Genomic DNA, 16,928 nt, shown 5'->3' with positions numbered 1-16,928 from the left:
CGGACTGAACCGCACGTGCGCATTCACATTCTGTTTGCCTTGCCAGATATTCCGGTCAGGAGCCATCGGGATGTGGTGGGTCGGCGGAAACGGTCGGTTTGGGGCGGACGGGGGCGTAGCCTGGCGCCGATCGAGATCGTTGTGCCTGGGGGTTTTCGCATGGGATTGAAGCCGTGGGATGGTGGCCGGCCGCTGACTCCGCGCATCGTGCTGGAGCAGAAAGATGTCGCGGCTCGAGGCCTGTCGTTCACGTTCGGGACTGAGCGGATAACGGAACCCACGGATTGGTGCAGCTTCAGCGACACCCATCATCCGGTGTACGTATACCGCGGCGGCGCGATGCATTCGATGCAGACGGCGCTCGATTGGGGGCCAACCGGGCAGATACCGCCGAAGGCCGGGGAGATCTGGTGGAAGCCCGCCGGTATTCCCTGCGCAGCTCTGGTTCAAGGGGGCGTCGCGGGATACTGCGAGATCGCCATCCCGCGGCAGGTGATCGGCGATACCGCACTGCTTCCCCGGATCAAGTACCGGGATTTACTGTTCCATCACCTGGTCGAGGAGATCTACAGCGTCGCCGATCGTGATGATGCGATCGCGCGGTTGCTCACCGACTCCGTCGCCGAGACCATGCGGCTTCTGATTAGGGACAAGTATGCCGAGGCGCCGCCGAAGGCGCGCGAACACCGGGCTTTCGACACTGCTACGCGCACGATGCTGGTCGATTACCTCAACGACAGCCTGGATTCGGAGATCCATCTGGACGCTCTGGCGCAGCTGACCGGGATGCCTGTCCAGGGTTTCATCGGGGCTTTCCGCCGCGCTTTTCACACCACGCCGTACCAGTTCCTGTTGGACCTGCGGATCGAGCGCGCCAAGACACTACTGCTGACTAGCCCGCGGAGAATCGCAGAAATCGGTGCGTCAGTGGGCTTTTCCACGCCGAGTCACTTCGCGAACGCGTTCCGGAGACGCGTGGGAATTTCGCCCAGCGAGTATCGCCGGCGTTCGTAGTCGACTGAGCATGCGTCGCCCCCTCCCAAGCGGGCGGGGGCGACGCGGCGCTGCTACTTGGTATCTCCCGAACTGCCGGAGCCAGCCCCGTTGTCGGAACCGGTCGACGCACTCGTTGACTTCTTCTCGGGCTTGGCGAATGCCTTCTTGACGTTTTCGCCAATCCTTTTGGCAGTGGCCGAGATTCCGTCGCGAACATCGGAGGCCACCCTCACCGCAGGCTTATTGACCTTGCCGAGAGTGCCGACCTTTCCGGGAACGGAGAGGAGGCTCTCGCGCACGGCGGGTTTCACTGTTTCCGCTGAATTGGCCGGCGCGGCTGCGGCGGCATCTGCTTCAGTTGCGCCGCCTGCAGTTTCGCTCACGTGTTCAGCGATAGGCGCCTCGATCGCGGGAGTCTCGACTGCTGGCAGTGCCAGCGTTGTCACCTTCGAGGTCACCGCAGTGGTGAGCTCCTCCGGGTCCGGCGGCGGCGGGTTCAGGATGTCGCGGAACTTTTGACGGGTGTCGTCGAAGGAGAATCTCCAGAGGTCGGCAGCACCGAGGGCCGTGGTCGCGATGTTGGCGATGCCGTGCTGGATGACGTTGATGACCTGGCCGGGATCACCTGTCGGCACCGCCTTCACGAGTCCGTCCAGGGTGCCTGTCACCGCGGCGATGACGCCGTACACCGACAGAAGCTGGCCAGGGCCGAGGCCGTAGGCGCCCATGATGGCGGCGTTGGTCAAATCCCTAGTGACATCGAACTGGGTCTTCACGAAGCTTTGGAAGTTCATAAGCTGCGTGAACGTGGCGAAGAACGGTCCGATGGCGATGGGCATGAACGCGCCGACCGCTCCGGTGAAATCGCCGGCCGCCAGTTTCTGCGCGTAGGTGGTCAATGCCCCAGGGAGGCCGGCCACAAGCCCGCCGTAGGACTTCCCGAGCGCATTGGCGATGTCGCCAAGCGTTTTGCCGTCCGCGGCGAGCTTGCCGGCCAGCCCGACAATGATGGGGAACGGATCGTCGATTTCGGCTTGGATCGCATTCTGAATCACGGTGCTCGCCTGAGTGAACACCGGGGAGAAGACCTCGATCGGGTCATCGATCGCCGCACTGAGTTGTATCGAGTGGGATTGCATCTGAGGCGGGGGCGCGTCCACCGGGGTCACGGCGATGACGCCGGCGCCGACCAAGGCGACACCGGCCGTCATATACGGCCGTAGAGCGAGGTTCAAGAAGGTCTCCTTCGCAACAGCGGGATGTCAGCTATTGCTGACCGCGCGAAGGTATCTGGAAAGTCGCCGAACAACATTCGCATTCTTTTCGACGTTTTGAATTATTGACGCGGCGAGGCTGATGCCCTTGATCAGCGAGGGTCGCGGTAGTTGCGGGGCGACATGCCGACCCGGCGCCGGAAGGCGGTGGCGAAATGATTGGGCGTAGAGAACCCCACCATCGCGCTGATCTCGGTGACAGTCCGAGTCGTGTGCAGCAGCAGCGACTTTGCGCGTTCGATGCGTCGGTCCAGTAGGTACTGGTAAGGCGTAGTGTGGTATGCGGCCCGGAATGCCTTGATAAAGCCGCCGACTGACATCTTCGCTTGCTGCGCAAGCATTTCGAGAGTGATCTCCGAGTCCATGCCGTCCTCGAGGAATTCGATGATCTTCGAGCGGGTCGCTGCATCCAGGGTGTCGGGACGGTGCTCGGCGCGCTGCGGCGGGTCGACTGTGTACATGTCGGTGAGCAACAGCCTGAGCGTTTCGCCGATCGAATCGCCGAGGAGTCGCGCGAGCGCGTCGTCGCGATCGGAGACTTCGAGGATGCGCTCCACCATCTGATGGATCAGCGGATCGCGGTGTTTGACCCGCGGAATCAGAGTCGTCGCGCCCAGCACATGGTCGGGGATGGCGATCTCGCAGTACTCCGCGGTGTCCCCCTCGACCAGGGACGCGCACTTGTCGCCGGCCGGCACCACCCAGATATCGCCGACGCTGGGAAGGGCCCGCCCTGACGGGCCCCAGTCCAGGTCCGTCTCCATCGAGCGCAGTTGCCCGGCGCGGTGGACGTAGACCAGGTGCCGGGCGTCGTCGTAACAGCACCAATCGGTCGAGGAGTGGATCTGTTCGGTGGCGTATCGCAGCGACAGGCCACGGGTCCCGACTGCGCGCTCGCCCAGCAGGATGCGTCGGGTCTGAGGCCGTTCGCCGTTCCAGGGCTTCAGTGCCACACGGAGACCTCCTCGCGGTCTGCGGCTGCGTCAATCCGGATCGGAGCGTAGCGATAGGGAAGTGCACGGGATGGTGTTTCCGTTTTGAATACCGGCCGAGCGGCTCCGGTGTGGCGCCCAAAACCCTCTTAGGCTGCTCTTATTTTCGTGACCAATTTGTAACCAATGACCTGCGAAAACACGCCGCGGAGATGCTTGACACGTTTCTGAGGAAACTCGTAGATCGGGGGAGGGGTTGCTGCGTTACTCCGGAAGTGCCCGTATGGTGCCCGTGTGGGCCGACACGCATTAGCCAGCCCCCGCCAGCGCAAACTCCCGGCGGTAGCGGCTGCAATCCTTGCGCCGGTCGCTGCGTTCTTCGCCGCCGGCGGCGATGCCCACCCGTATCCCGTCAAGGACACCGCCCAGCCCATCGCGGCCCCCGAAGCCGCGCCGTGCTGCATGGAGATCGTCGCCGCACCGGCCGCGTCCGCGTCGGCTCCCTCGGTACAGAGCCTCTCGTTGAGCGCGGCGCAGGCACAGCCCGGCACCGCCTCGCGCTGGCGCGTCATCAACATTCCCCAGCTGTTGCCCGTCGGCATCGCACCCGAGCGGGGCCTGCAGGTCAAGACGATCCTGGCCGCCCGCAGCGTCCACGCCGACTTCCCGCAGATCCACGAGATCGGCGGCGTCCGTCCCGACGCGCTGCGCTGGCACCCCAACGGCCTGGCACTCGACGTGATGATCCCCAACCCGAGCAGTTCTGAGGGCATCGCGCTCGGTAACCGGATCGTGGCATATGCCCTGAAGAACGCTGATCGGTTCGCGCTGCAGGATGCTATCTGGCGCGGCACCTATTACACGCCCGACGGCGGCGCGAAAGCCGGCGGCTACGGTCATTACGACCACGTTCACCTGACCACCAAGGGTGGCGGATATCCGACCGGCGGCGAGCTCTACCTGCGCTGAGCGTGGCGTGTCCCAAGACCAGGGAGCCCTGGGCCGCTTAGATTCGCGTGATGGCGCGAAGAATGTCGTTCCGCCGGGCGCGCTCCGTGATGAGTGCCGAGATCGCCTCGATCCGCCGCACCGATCCTGACCTCGATGCCGGCGACATCGCCGGATTCACCCTGCCGATCCTGGTGCGTGCCCTGGGTGTGGTGGCCATCGGGCTGGTGCCGCTGCTGGTGGTCCGCAACGGGGAGACCGCGAACGAGCAATTGGTTCCAGTCATCGGATCCCTCGCGCTGGTGATCATCTGTGCGGCCGTGGTGGCCTGGCTGCTCTCGATCGTCATCTCCGGGCTGGTGGTGATGATCCTGTACCGGACGCGGCCGTCGTCCTCGTCGCGTCTGGTGATGCGCATCCTGACCGATTCGTTTATGCGCGTCGACGACTCCACCTCGGCGCTGATGCTGCTGGCCCTATTGGCCGGCCTGCTGTCCCTGGCGTTCGGGCTGCCGACGCGCAGCGGCGACGAGCTGGCGAACTCGGTGCTCGACGATCTGCTGGCGGCGCAGATCGGTGTGCTGTTGGTGGCGTTGGGTTTTGCGTTCATCGCCGAATCGATCCGATCGGCCGCCGACATCGTCGACGACCAGTCGCTCCTGCTGGCCTGGCCGTGGGCGCTGATCATCGCGTGCCTGAGTTGGGTGCTGTCCACCGTGGCGGGCCCGTTCGAGGCCACCCGGATGCTGACCATCCTGTTGCACGAATGGCTGCCGGCCGTCGTCGACGATCAACCCAGCTCTCAGGTGATCGCTGAACTGGTGCCGCCCTCGGCGCGGTGGTGGGTGGCGTTCGGCCCGTTGCCGATCATCGCTGCGATCTGGGCCTACGAGGCATACCGGCGCGGTGGGTTCCTCGCGATCCGCGAGTTCTTCTCCGACGATGCGCCGGTGCCGTCGGAGGCTTCGCGCGACAGCAACGACGCCGCAGGTTAGCCTTCGCAGGACGGAGGGGGTGCACGTGGCGGACGTAGCATCGTCGCTGAATCTGGTGTGGCGCAGTCTCGGCATGCTGCGGGCTGTGCGGGGCGGGCTGGTACTGCTGCTGCCGATCGGGGTGGTCGCCTCGGCGTTGCCTTACGTCACGGTGGCCGCCTTCGGGCCGATGGTGCAGGTCATCTCCGAGGCCGGGAACAGCGGAAACCTCAGCAGCGTATGGGATCTGAGTGGCCCGCTGGTGGCCCGTCAGGACGGCCTGCTGAAATCGCTGGCCGGGCCGGTGCCGTTCGTGGTGCTTCTGGTGGTCTGGGCCGGCTCGCTGATCCTGACCCAGCTCATGTACTTCGTCAACGCCTGGATCGGGGCGAAGGTCGAACGGGTCCTGTTGGTCGATATCCGCCAGCGCGTCCACGATCACCTGCAGTCGCTGTCCCTCGACTTCTTCCTGACCTCACGCAGTGGCGAGTTGATGCACCGGGTGATGACGGAATCTGCTGGTGTGCAACGACTCTTGACCGACTGCTTACTACCGCCGCTGATCGACATCGTCGTCTTGGTGGTGGTGATCAGCTACCTGTTGGCCATCTCGTGGCAGATGACGGTGGCCGCGTTGGTGCTCACGCCGCTGGCTCTGATCACCCTCAGATTGGTCGGGCGCCACGTGCAGGCGGTGATGATGCGCGTGATGAATGCGGAACGAGCGATGGCCACCGAGGTGGAGCAGACGATCAGCGGGATCGCCGAAATCCAGATGCTCAACGCGCAACCGGTCCGCAGCAAGCGATTTCACGAGGTGTCCGAGGAAGCCGCGAAGGGATCGGCGGCCTCAGTTGTCTGGATGCAGGCCACCGTCAACGGCTCGCAGATCTTTGTGGCCCTCAGCACGGTCATCGTTCTGTTGGTCGGTGTGGGGCTCAGTGCGCACTTCGGACTGACATTCGCAGGCCTCCTGGTCTTCGCAGGTGTGGTTCCGGTGATGTTCAGTGCGGCTCAACGGGTTCTAGGGGCGTACACCACATACCAGTCCCTGGCGCCGAACGTGATTTCGACCTACGAACTGCTGGATACTTCGCCGTCCGTGCGCGAGGCCGAGGATGCCGTAGCGCTGGGCGAGGTGCACGGCAACCTGGTTTTCGAGAACGTGACTTTCGGCTACACCCCCGGCCGGAACATCGTCGAAGGGCTGTCGTTCTCGGTCGCCGAGGGGGAGACAGTCGGACTGGTCGGTGGTATCGGCTCGGGCAAGTCGACGGTGTTCAACCTGATGCTGCGATTCCGGGACCCGCAGAACGGGCGGATCCTGTTGGACGGGAACGATATTTCGACCGTCACCATAGAGTCACTGCGCGATCAGGTGTCCAAACTCGCCCAGTTCCCGTTCTTCACCAAGGACACGATCCGGGAGAACATCCGGTTGGCCCGGCCGCCCGCCACAGATGCGGACATCGAAGAAGTCTGCGCCGAGGCACACATCCACTCGGTCATCACGACCAAGATGCACGATGGCTACGACACGGTGGTGGACGTCCAGATCCCCTCCGGCGGGCAGAAACGCCTGATCGCGCTGGCGCGCTGTCTGTTGCGCCGACCCGAGGTGCTGCTGCTCGACGAGCCGACCGAGAATCTCGACGCCGACGAGAGAGCCCGGATGATCGGGGTGATCCGTGGCTACGCCAAGGACCGCACGTGCGTGGTGGTCAGCCATGATCTGGATTTCATTGCCGCGGTGGCCGACCGGATCCTGGTGCTCGAAGACGGGCGCATTTCGCAGAGCGGTGATCATCAGACCCTGATGGCGCAGGACGGCCTGTACAAGCGACTGCACGAAGTGCAGAACGGGAGCTGATGGGCGCCGCGGCTACAGGTAGAAGTGGTCGGCATACACCAACCGCTCGACGGGCGTGAGCCCCGGCGTTCCCGGAGTTTCGTCAGCCGAGAGGATTTCGTACTCCTCGATCTGCACGCGCAGGTCGTCGGCCGTGCCCGGGGTCTGCAACTGTTCGGACGGCTCCAGCGCCAATTCTGCTGTCCACGTTGCCTTGTATGTGGTTGCATCGACGCCGGCCAGCGCACACGGCACCTCACTGCCACTCTTCCACTCCAGGTCCGATCCTGAGGTCTTGCTACGGACCTGCAGTGTCGCAACCACCCGATGCGACGTGGTCAACCGCTCGGTGAGGGTGGCCGGCTGGTTGGGCAGCGTGATGCCGGGTGCGTTGGTCACCGAGGTGGTGCCGGTGACACTGATGCGGACATGATCGGCGTCGGGACGGCTGAGGGTGCCCATGCGTTCCGGTGGCAACTGGACGAAATCGGTGGCCACTACTTGGGAGAACTCCATCCCGGCAATCGAATTCGGCTGATAACGCGCGACGGCGAGTCGCAGGAAGGGCCAGTTGACCCCGGCTGATTCGAAGACCGCGTCGACGTACCAGCGCTTACGGTCCTTGTCGAAATCTGGGGTGTAGGCGTAGGCGTTCATCACCTTGTCGCCTGCGGTCGGACTGCCGGGTTTGACCACGTGCAGCTCGGGCCGACCCGGGAGGCTCTCCGGTTCGAGGTTCAACTGCACCGCCCGTTGCTGCCACGCCGTGAGCACCGGCACCTCGTAGGAATCGGGAATCTTGGCCCCGGCCAGGATCGGGTCGCGAGCCCACAGGCTGACGCTGTCGGTCTTGTCCTTCGCCAGCGCTGGATCACCGGTGGCGATGATCGCCAGCATCTCGCCATCCCCACTGGAGAACCACGGCCGGTCCAGCCAGATCCGGACCCCGCTGCGACGGCTACGCCGGATCGCGAACGGATGTTCGGGTTCAGTTGTCTGTTCCCACAGGAACATCGGAATCACATCATGGACCACCGGCGGCGCGGGAACCGCCGAGTTCGGGATGCTGACCTCGACCTTGTTGCCCATCGAGTCAGGGTCATCGACAGCCGGCAGTTCATCGGGGACGAAGAACTCCCGATACCGCGACGATCCGTACAACTGGTAGGTCACCGTGCGTGCCTTGGTATCCGGCAGCGTGTGAACGGCACGCCTGACCGGCACCTCGGCGTCGCGGGAGCCGACGTGTTTCGCGTTCGGGTCGAGGGTGAGCAGCGAGAAGCGTTCATTCTCCTCGATCCGATGACTGACGACGACTTCCCGCGTGGTGCGGAACGTCCACTCGGATGCATTCGGATCATCGACGCGCTCAGTCCATTCCGCGCGCAACTCGACCTTGTCGGTACTCGCCCCGTGGACGTCGAGCACGCCGTCCAGATTGGCTGCGACGACGTTGGCCGAGCGGGGTTCGGCGACGAGCCTGGAGATCTTCGGGGGTATTGCCGGCCGCGCCGTGGCGTGGACCAGGCGCAGGTCTTCGTCCGGGGTGAGCCACCACAGCCAACCGTCGCGGGCCGCCGCGGCCAGCACCTCACGGTCGGCCTCCGGCACATTGGGATCGTTGATCGGGCTGGTCACCCACAGGCCCATCTTGTTCAGATGGGCGTCATCGAGGGTGGAGGACACCTTGACCGCGACCTGCTCACCGGGTGGCAGCCCGACGTGGATGACGTTGCCGACCTGCTCGGCGTCCAACCGCGGGGCGTTGTGTAGCACCAGGCGCAGTGGCTGTAGCAGCGGCCACTCGCCGGCGTACTTGAGCGTGACCGACTGCAGCACACGAGGGTTGGTGAACTTGTGATCCGCCCCGGCTTCGTAGAACACCAGCGCCACGCCGTCGGCCATCGGATCCGGCAGATATGGGATCAACAGGTTGTCGACGTCGTGCACGATGTACTGTCCCGCCGCGGGCTGCACCTCGGGGTCCTGGATCTCTTCCAACGTCAGGGGATTGGTGACATTGGGCATCGAGAGCAGCTTGATGCCGGGCTGAATGATGGTGCCCTTCGGATTGTCGAGGTCCTGGACCTCCTTGTAAAATAGGCTGCCGCGCTCCTTGAGGGCGATCGCGTAAGCCCGCGCCACGTGGCCTTCCCGCATCAGCCCATCGAGACGGCCGTCCTGCTCGGCTTCGAGTTCGCTGCCCTTCGGTGGCACGATGTGGCGTTCGGTCACGCCCGGTGTTCCCGTCAATCCGGTGCGGATCACCATGCGCTGTAGGGACTCACCGGTCACGTACGCCGCGCGAGGTACGAGGGTGGGCGCGGTGATCGGATCCCAGCGCAGGAACGGTTTGGGCACCGTGATGGTCGCGGCGTCAGCATCGGCGATCAACCGGGCCAGGTCCTCGGGCGGGGTGTCCAGCTCCGGGCGGGTCCGCACCGACGACGCGGTGCTGATCACCGAGGCCATCGCACGTTCGGCCTCGGCGCGCACCCCGTTGCCGGTGCCCAACGTCGGAGCCTGCAGCTTGCCCCGCGTCCGCAGGTCTGCCGTGACACTGGCGTTGTCGCGTGCCGTCGTCTTCGTGCGGACGCCGTCCAGATAGGCCGTCGCGGCCTGGATCTGGGCTTCTGAGACGACGGGCGGCAGATCCGTGTTCATCGGCACGCTGTTGCCGGCCAGGTCCACCCCGGCGATCCGGAACGAGTACCTGCAGCCGTACCGCAGTGCCGGCAGTGAGCCGTGCTTGGCGGTCGACCGTACCCCGAGTCCCGGATTCGCGGTGGCCTCCTGCTTGTCGGTGATTCGTTCTTTACCGGGCTCCGGGGCATCGGAAGGGTTGTGAATCACCAGCTTTCCCGGTCGTGGCGCCGAAAGGCTCCAACCATCCCAACCGGCCAGCACTTCGTGCACATAGAAGGGGTTGTTGGTCGGATCGCCCGATACCTGGCTCATCGGCGGGTTCTGCAGATGCCCGGCGTCGTCGTTGGCTTTGAAGATCTCGTCTTTGCCGAACGATGCGACCACCGACCGCTCATGCAGACTGTGCCAGCTGTTGGTGAGGTCGTCCCACACCTCGAGCCGGGTACCGCGCAGCAGGTGCTCGAGTTTGAGGTCGGGACCCGGCTGTGCGCCGCCCTGGTCGACGGCGGGTTCACCCTTCGGGCTGGTGTCGAGTTGATCCTTGAGCCGGTCCGGGCGATCGATCTCGGCCACCGCGAATCCCGTGGCGCGCACACTAGGTGGCGCGAAAGAGCCGCCGTCGCCGTTGACTTCGATCGCCAGGGCACGCAGCACGCTCCGCAGCATCTGCTCCACGGACATGCCGCCCGCGTCGGGATCCAGATCCAGTACCCGGTAGCGGTCCTCGTCACCCAGGCGCAGCCGCCCGCCGGTCCAGCGGTCAGGCTCCCTGGCCTGTGCCAGCAATTGTGTGCCCGAGGTGGTGCACAGCGTGACCGGGGAGACGTACTTCTCGGTCTGCGCGATCGTGACGTCGCACCAGATCCGGTTAGCGGTGGCTAGTTTCGCCAGATCGTCCTTGTGGACCTTCACGTCGACCACCAGGCCGAGTGCTCGGGCCAAGGTCTTCACACTGCCGGCTGCAGCCGCCCGCTCATGGAAATCCGGATCGGGATGCGGTGTGCGGGGAGGAGCTTCGTCCGCCAGGTTGTCGGTGTCGTGTGGCTGCTCTTCGGGACGGTGGTAGTAGCCGACGGCGGCGTGCACATCGCGCAGCATCTTCTTGACAGGCGTATTGGCGGTGGTGTCATCAAGCTGCGCAATGTAATTGCTGACGTGATTGTCGACATTCTCCGCCGAGAGCAGGAGGTCGATCGGGGACTTGGGAAGGACGATCGAAGCCTCTTGTCCTCCCTCTTCCTGAATGCCGAGGTGCGGTCCGCCGCCCCCGCCGCCGCCGGCGGGTGGCCCGGCATCGGGCGCAGGCTTGGTCGGCGCCAGGGCTCCCTGCACGGTTCGGGTCCGCGCTGCCTCCAAGTTGTCGAGGTCGCGGTCGCGGCGCGCGCGGTAGTTCAGCAACCCGGCTATCAATTCCCGGAGTCCCTCGATGTCACCGAGTGTGGTGAACAGCTCCGCTGCCAGCGGGGCCGTGGTGACCGCCGGACGGCTGACCGGGGAGGCGCATGCCGACGCGTTGTGGGCGTCGAAGGCGTGATCGGGCGTGCGGTGGGCCGGGTAGCTCTTCCAGTCATTCTGCGTAACATCGGGATTCGGAAAGTCGGCAACCGTGGTGGTGTCCGCGGGAAACGCCTTCAGCCACACACTTTCATCTGTCACTCCGAGTAGCGGTGTGCACCGAACCGGGTCCAGGGCATCGGTGTGCAGAGTGAACGTGGCCGCCTTGAGCGACTTCACCCAGTTGACCACCGCCGGATAATCGGACAGCTTTGCGCTGCCGGTAAGCCGATGCGAGAACAACAGGGACACATGGAAGGTGCCGTCCGGGTCGACCGAGTACGGCAGCACCGTGGTCATCACGCGGGTGGTGGTCGCCATGGTCTACGCTCCGATCGCGAACGAGGTGTAGTAGTTCTTCCACATGTCCTGTCCGCCCTCGTCGGGCGGCATGATGTCTTTGAGGGACGGATCACCGTCGCGAGTCGCGATCTTGCGTTCGCAGGTGATCTCCACCGACGCGGAGAAGAACGCCACCTCGATCTCGACGACCAAGCTGGCCCGCCCGGTCAACTTGCCGGTCTTGGTGTCGTACGTCATGGACAGCTCGAGCGTGATGGATGCCGAGGCGATGCCCAGTACCTCCACCTCGCCTCGAATCCGGAAGTACGCGGTCAGCTTCCCTTCGTCATCTTCCAGACGCAGGTAGACACCGACCATCACCGACACCGATCCCGAGGCGACGCCCAGGTCGACGCTCAGCGAGGCCCCGGCCTCCAAGCCCATCTCCAGCAGCACCAGACCCTTTGGGGCCAACCGGAGTCCGACCCAGCCACCGCCACCGATCGCCAGCACGGTGAGCCGGAACGGCGCCTCCTTGGTGCAGAAGAAGAAGCCGACGGTGACGGCCTCGCCGAGGAACGGCACCCGGCAATCGGCGCCCAGGCGGATGTTCTCCAGGCTGAACACACCGATCGCCAGGCTCGGCAGCGCCAGGTCGAATCCGGCCCGGGCGGCTTCGGGGGTGACGTCGACATACGGCGGATCGGAGAACCCGTCGAACGGGATGACCTGACGCAGCTTCTCGATGAAGGACAGCACGCCACCGAACACCATGTTGCTGAAGAGGACGTCGACCTCCGGTTTGCCGCCGGTCGATATCCGGAATCCCAGCCGGGCGAATCTCATCGTGATCAGGGGATCTGTGGCAGGGAGCAGTCTCAGTTCGAAATCGCGAAGCTGTGCACTGATATCCGATTGCGGCTTGCCGTCCTTGGGGGTGCGCACCTCCACCGAGATCGCCAGGCCGTCCGGAGCGTTGGGGTGGAAGATGTGCTTGACGTCGGCGCCGGCCGGCCAGCCTTTGATTGTGGGGAACCAGTCGTAGCGGACGACGTTGCCCGCGCTGGATGCGCGGAGAGCGGCCAGCAGGTCCGTGCTCTTCTTCGCAGTGGCGAGCACCGATTCCAGTGACTGCAGCGACCGTTGGACCATCGAACGGAGGAAGGCAGCGAGATCCGGACTGCTCGCCAGCTGTTTGGTCTTGCCGAGCGTGCCGAGGATCGCGTTGGCCTCCGCGGCGGCCGTGCCGATGTCCAGTTGGGCTAGAGCCTGCACCAGCTGATCCGGCCCGTGTCCGCTCAGCGCCTGAAGTGCGTCGTTGGCCTGTGTCAGCAAGGCCTGGGACCGTTGCTTGAGGGCATCCGGGGTGCTCGGATTGCTGACGTCGGACTGGAGAGTCGTGACGGATTTCTCCAGTGCGAGTTTCAGGTTCGCGTATTCAGCGGGCACCGAGGCGACGAAGCCCAGCTGGTTGGCGATGAGCTTGGGTGCCTGCGTCAGAGGGGTATCGAGTTCCAGGATGTCCGCCAGACTGAGCAAGCCGAAGAGTTTCGGGCCTGCGCTGCCGAGGAACCGTGTCGGGTCGAACTTGCCGTCGTCGATGCCTCCCGCTGCGCCCCCGCCGGCGTCGCCGACCGCGCCGTGCTTGCGCGACAGCGCGGTGATCGCGGTACTGGGCTCGATGAACCCGCCGCCCTTGTCGCTGCCGCCGGAGAAGTCGAGCTTGGTGGTGTCCGCGGGATCCAGCGTCAGGAAAATCTCTGATTGGTTGGCCGAGAAGCCGCCGGCGATGTACTTGTCGCGATACGTCACGCCGATCGGTTTACGACCCCCGTTGAGGGCGGTGAGCGCCGGAATCTCGATGTGAGCCTTGAGCATCGAAGGTGTACTTGTTTCCGGCCCCGCGACGCCGGTGAACTCGATGTATTGCACCCGCGAGGTGGTGTCACCCCGGTTGGCCTCCGGCGCGAAGGCCACCTCGGCGCCGCCGACGTCGATAGGGTGCACGAGCTCAGGGGGTTGCGTCGACTTGACGACAGAGTCTTGCCAGGTCTTGAGTGCCTGCCCGAACGCAGTGCCGTTGCGGGGAACGGCGACCAATGCCGTTGTCAGCGTGACCAGATGCCCGGCGTGGTCGACCCCGGTGATCTTCCAACCGAACGCTTTTCCACCGACGGCCGGGACAAACGGCTGGTCCGGGTGATCGATCTCATCGAGGTCAGGTGAGACCACGGGATCGATCGACACCGCGACGAACGGTAGATCGGTCGGCGCCTTGGTGGCGTCGTAACGGCGCGTGCGTTCGCGAAGCACGATGTACGTGCGCTGATACAGGTAGGCCGCCGGATTCGGCGTGTTCAGTTTGATCTTGCGTTCGGTGATCGTGATCTTGGTGCCGCGGTGCCCGAAGGGGAAGAGGTAGATGGGTTCCTCGACCCGCACATACTGGTCCCGGCCCTGTGTGGCCAGATGCCGGTAGGCGCTGAGCTTATCGCCCGGATACAGGTTCTCATCCCACGTGACCCGCCAATCCAGCCAGGCACCAAGCGAACTCAGATACAGCCGATCGACTGCGAACGGCTCTGGCTCGACTTTTTGCGCATCCGCGCTCTGGTGCACGATGAGACGGCGATACCGCGGTGTCAGCGATCCATCGAATCCTGTATCGGGCGGGGCCGGAACCTCCAGCTCCTTATCGCGAGCCCAGATCGGCCGCACGGTCCGGTGTTCAGCGTCGTCTTCGTCGATGCGGACGAACGTGCCGTCCTTCACTACCCGCACGCCCAACCGCGTATGCCAGAGCTCGACACGGGACGTGTCATCGTTGGCGGTGTGCGCATCCGCAGAATGTACGAATCCGCAATACTTGTGATTGGGCGACAAGACAAGTCGGTACGGAGCTTCGATCGCTGTCTGATCCAGTTTGGGTGCCGTCGGAATGCCGTTCGCACCTTTCGCGGAGGCAGGGCGCTCATCCCCAGGGGCTACGCGCGGCAGCGCGAGTGGTGCCACCCGCAACCCGAGAGTGGTGAGCGCGGCCAGAACGCCGGACACCGTGTAGTCGATGCGGGTCTTCGGGGGCAGTTCGAACACCACCCGTGACGAGTTCGCGGCACGAGCTCGCGATACCGCCGACGGCTGTTTGTCGGCGTCGGGGAAAGCCGTTTTGAGGAACCACTCTTCGTAGATGTTCTGCACCCCGAAGTGCACGATCATGTGTGCGCCGTCGTCGACCGCGACGATCTGAGACCGCGGCGGTGGCGGCGGCGTCAGCCGGGGGATGGTCAGCCGTTGCCCGACGATGATCAGGTTCGGGTTGGCCAGGTGGTTCGCGTTGGCGATCAGGTGGTACTTGAACGGATCGTGGTAGAAGTGGTTGGCGATGTCCCACAACGTGTCTCCGGCCTGCACCACATGGGTGTCGGCCACCGGCGTCGGCGTCGGGACAATCCCCGAACTGGAACTCAGCCGACAGCCGACGACGTCGATCTCCAGGTGCACCAGATCGTCCGGGCGCAGGATGCGGAACGAGAACGGGCCGCTGGCTTCGTCGCGGATGGCGAGCTGCACGGAACCGTCGTCGGAGATCCACCACACCTCGGTCGTGGTTTCGGTTCGTGACATCGCCGCCAGACCACCGGTTTTCGAGGCCGTACCGGGCCCTGAGACCGGGTCGTCGTAGCGACGCCAGCCCACACCCTCGTTCCAGGTCGCCCCCTGCACCGAGCCGTCGGTACCGATCCACCACACATCGATGCTGGCGTCGGAACGGGCTACGGCGGCCAGACCGCCGGTCTTCGACGCGCTGCCGGCAGGTGCCAGCGCGTCGGGGTAGCGGGCCCAGTCGTCACCCTCATTCCAGAAGGCGCCCTCGACACCGCCGTCCGGGGTGATCCAGACGACGTCCATACTCTTGGGCCTGCGGGACACCCCCGCGATGCTGTGTGTCTGAGAGGCACTGCCATTGGGCGCGACCGTGTAGGTCTGCCACGGCTTGGTGTCAGTGGCGTAGTAGTAGCCGCCCTCCACCGAGCCCTGCGGGCCCACCCACCAGATCTCCATCGCCGTGTCGATCCGTGAGACCGCGGCGATGCCGCTGGTCGGGGAGGCCTGGCCGAGCGGCGCGAGTTCGTACCGCTGCCACGCATCGTGATGCTGGCCCTTGTACCAGAAAGCGCCCTGCACCGACCCGTTCAAGCCGACCCACCAGATCTCCATGCTGGTGTCGATGCGTGACAAGGAGGCCACGCCGCTCGTGGGGGCTGCGGCCGTCGGGAGCGCCACAGGGTCGTGATACGCGCGCCAACCCTTGCTGTCGTCGTACCAGAACGCACCGCGCACCGAGGTTTCCGCGCCGATCCACCACGCCTCCATGCTGGTGTTGATCCGCGAGGCGGCGGTCAGGCCGCCGGCCGGCGTCGACCCGACCGGCCCGGGCACGACGTATGGGCCTTTCCAGCCTTGGCCATCGTCGTACCAGAAGCCGCCGTGCACAACGTTATCCGGCCCGGTCCACCAGACTTCCAGGTTGTCGCGGAATCGGGATACTGCGGTGATATCGCTGTCCGGTGAGGCGGACCCCGGTCCAGCCACCTGTTGCCGGTCCCAGCCGACTGATGTCCCCATGCACAGAGCGTCACATCGCGGTGGCCGGATTACATGAGTAGCGGACTACTCGATTCTTGGCCGGCTACTCGGGCTCGGGCTCGGGTTCCGCGTCGGGCACGTCGCGTCGTCGCGAGAACATCAGCACGATGTCACGGATCGGCGCCTCGCGCCGCCCACCCCACTCCGGGCCGACGGCGTAGTCGGCATCGGTGGCGACGAACCGGTAGCCCGGCAGGTCCCGCTGCGGGGCGAACGGAAACTTCATGTGCCACAAGCGGTCCGCGACGGCGACGGCGGCAGCAGTAGGCATCGGCCGGTCGATCCCGAGCGGGATGCAGATGTCCTGTGTATGGATCAGGATATCCAGCAGCGGATCGACCTCTTTGGTCAGCGGCGGGCGTTTACGCGACCCCGCCATCGCGCGCAGCCGCGCCGTGACGGCGGCCGGGTCGGACGGGTCCTCCAGCGCCGCCCGGCGGACCATGGCGTCGAACCGGAAGCCTGACTTGAGCGCTGCCGGCAACATCTCGCCGACGCTCGCGTGGGACTGCGTGATGTGGATGGCGACCTCGCGCACCGTCCAGCCCGCGCACAGTGACGGCGTGGCCCATTGTTGGGGTCGGAGGGTGTCGAGGAGATCAGCGAGCTGTCCGCGCTGTTCATCGACATTGCGCCAGATGGTGTCGGAGTCCACGGCTGTTCCAATCGTCAGGGTTCTCTGATCAAACTAGTCGCGAGGGGCGCTGTGACGAACGTGCAGGCTTTTGCCCCCGGGATTCGCAGTTTCGCCTCAACAGCCTGCACGTTCGCCACAGGGTGTCCATACAGCACTCTGGCCCAGCACCCGCTGCTGGGCCAGAGAGTC

The 16,928-nt window shown here is 65.0% G+C and carries 9 protein-coding genes; 4 read left to right on the top strand and 5 right to left on the bottom strand.

Annotated elements, in window-relative coordinates:
- Positions 1-159: 159 nt before the first annotated feature.
- Positions 160-1,014, top strand: a complete 855-nt coding sequence (locus tag ACZY08_RS01910) for a helix-turn-helix domain-containing protein (RefSeq protein WP_463742927.1) — start codon at positions 160-162, stop codon at positions 1,012-1,014.
- 53 nt (positions 1,015-1,067) lie between these two features.
- On the opposite strand, the gene ACZY08_RS01905 is transcribed toward ACZY08_RS01910, so the two are convergent.
- Together ACZY08_RS01905 and ACZY08_RS01900 are read right to left on the bottom strand one after the other, a co-directional pair.
- Positions 1,068-2,189 carry a hypothetical protein gene (locus ACZY08_RS01905; protein ID WP_463742926.1) on the bottom strand — a complete coding sequence of 374 codons (1,122 nt, stop codon included), beginning with the start codon at positions 2,187-2,189 and terminating at the stop codon, positions 1,068-1,070.
- Positions 2,190-2,362: 173 nt separating this feature from the next.
- Positions 2,363-3,223, bottom strand: a complete 861-nt coding sequence (locus ACZY08_RS01900) for a helix-turn-helix transcriptional regulator (RefSeq protein ID WP_463742925.1) — start codon at positions 3,221-3,223, stop codon at positions 2,363-2,365.
- 273 nt (positions 3,224-3,496) lie between these two features.
- On the opposite strand from ACZY08_RS01900, the gene ACZY08_RS01895 reads away from it, so the two are divergent.
- The 3 genes from ACZY08_RS01895 to ACZY08_RS01885 are packed head-to-tail and all read left to right on the top strand — an operon-like array spanning position 3,497 to position 6,994.
- Complete coding sequence (locus ACZY08_RS01895) at positions 3,497-4,171, top strand: hypothetical protein (protein ID WP_463742924.1); 675 nt, start codon at positions 3,497-3,499, stop codon at positions 4,169-4,171.
- A gap of 50 nt (positions 4,172-4,221) precedes the next feature.
- Positions 4,222-5,145, top strand: a complete 924-nt coding sequence (locus tag ACZY08_RS01890) for a hypothetical protein (RefSeq protein WP_463742923.1) — start codon at positions 4,222-4,224, stop codon at positions 5,143-5,145.
- 25 nt (positions 5,146-5,170) lie between these two features.
- Complete coding sequence (locus tag ACZY08_RS01885) at positions 5,171-6,994, top strand: ABC transporter ATP-binding protein (protein ID WP_463742922.1); 1,824 nt, start codon at positions 5,171-5,173, stop codon at positions 6,992-6,994.
- Between the two features lie 12 nt (positions 6,995-7,006).
- Here ACZY08_RS01885 and ACZY08_RS01880 read toward each other — a convergent pair whose 3' ends face one another.
- From ACZY08_RS01880 to ACZY08_RS01870, 3 genes are all read right to left on the bottom strand, one after another.
- Positions 7,007-11,494, bottom strand: coding sequence for a hypothetical protein (locus ACZY08_RS01880; RefSeq protein ID WP_463742921.1), 4,488 nt, complete (start codon positions 11,492-11,494; stop codon positions 7,007-7,009).
- 3 nt (positions 11,495-11,497) lie between these two features.
- Positions 11,498-16,081, bottom strand: coding sequence for a LysM peptidoglycan-binding domain-containing protein (locus tag ACZY08_RS01875; protein ID WP_463742920.1), 4,584 nt, complete (start codon positions 16,079-16,081; stop codon positions 11,498-11,500).
- A gap of 64 nt (positions 16,082-16,145) precedes the next feature.
- Complete coding sequence (locus ACZY08_RS01870) at positions 16,146-16,757, bottom strand: maleylpyruvate isomerase family mycothiol-dependent enzyme (RefSeq protein ID WP_463742919.1); 612 nt, start codon at positions 16,755-16,757, stop codon at positions 16,146-16,148.
- Between the last annotated feature and the right edge of the window lie 171 nt (positions 16,758-16,928).

Source organism: Mycobacterium sp. IDUB_9 (assembly GCF_055419505.1).
This window is presented reverse-complemented; position numbering and strand designations above follow the sequence as displayed.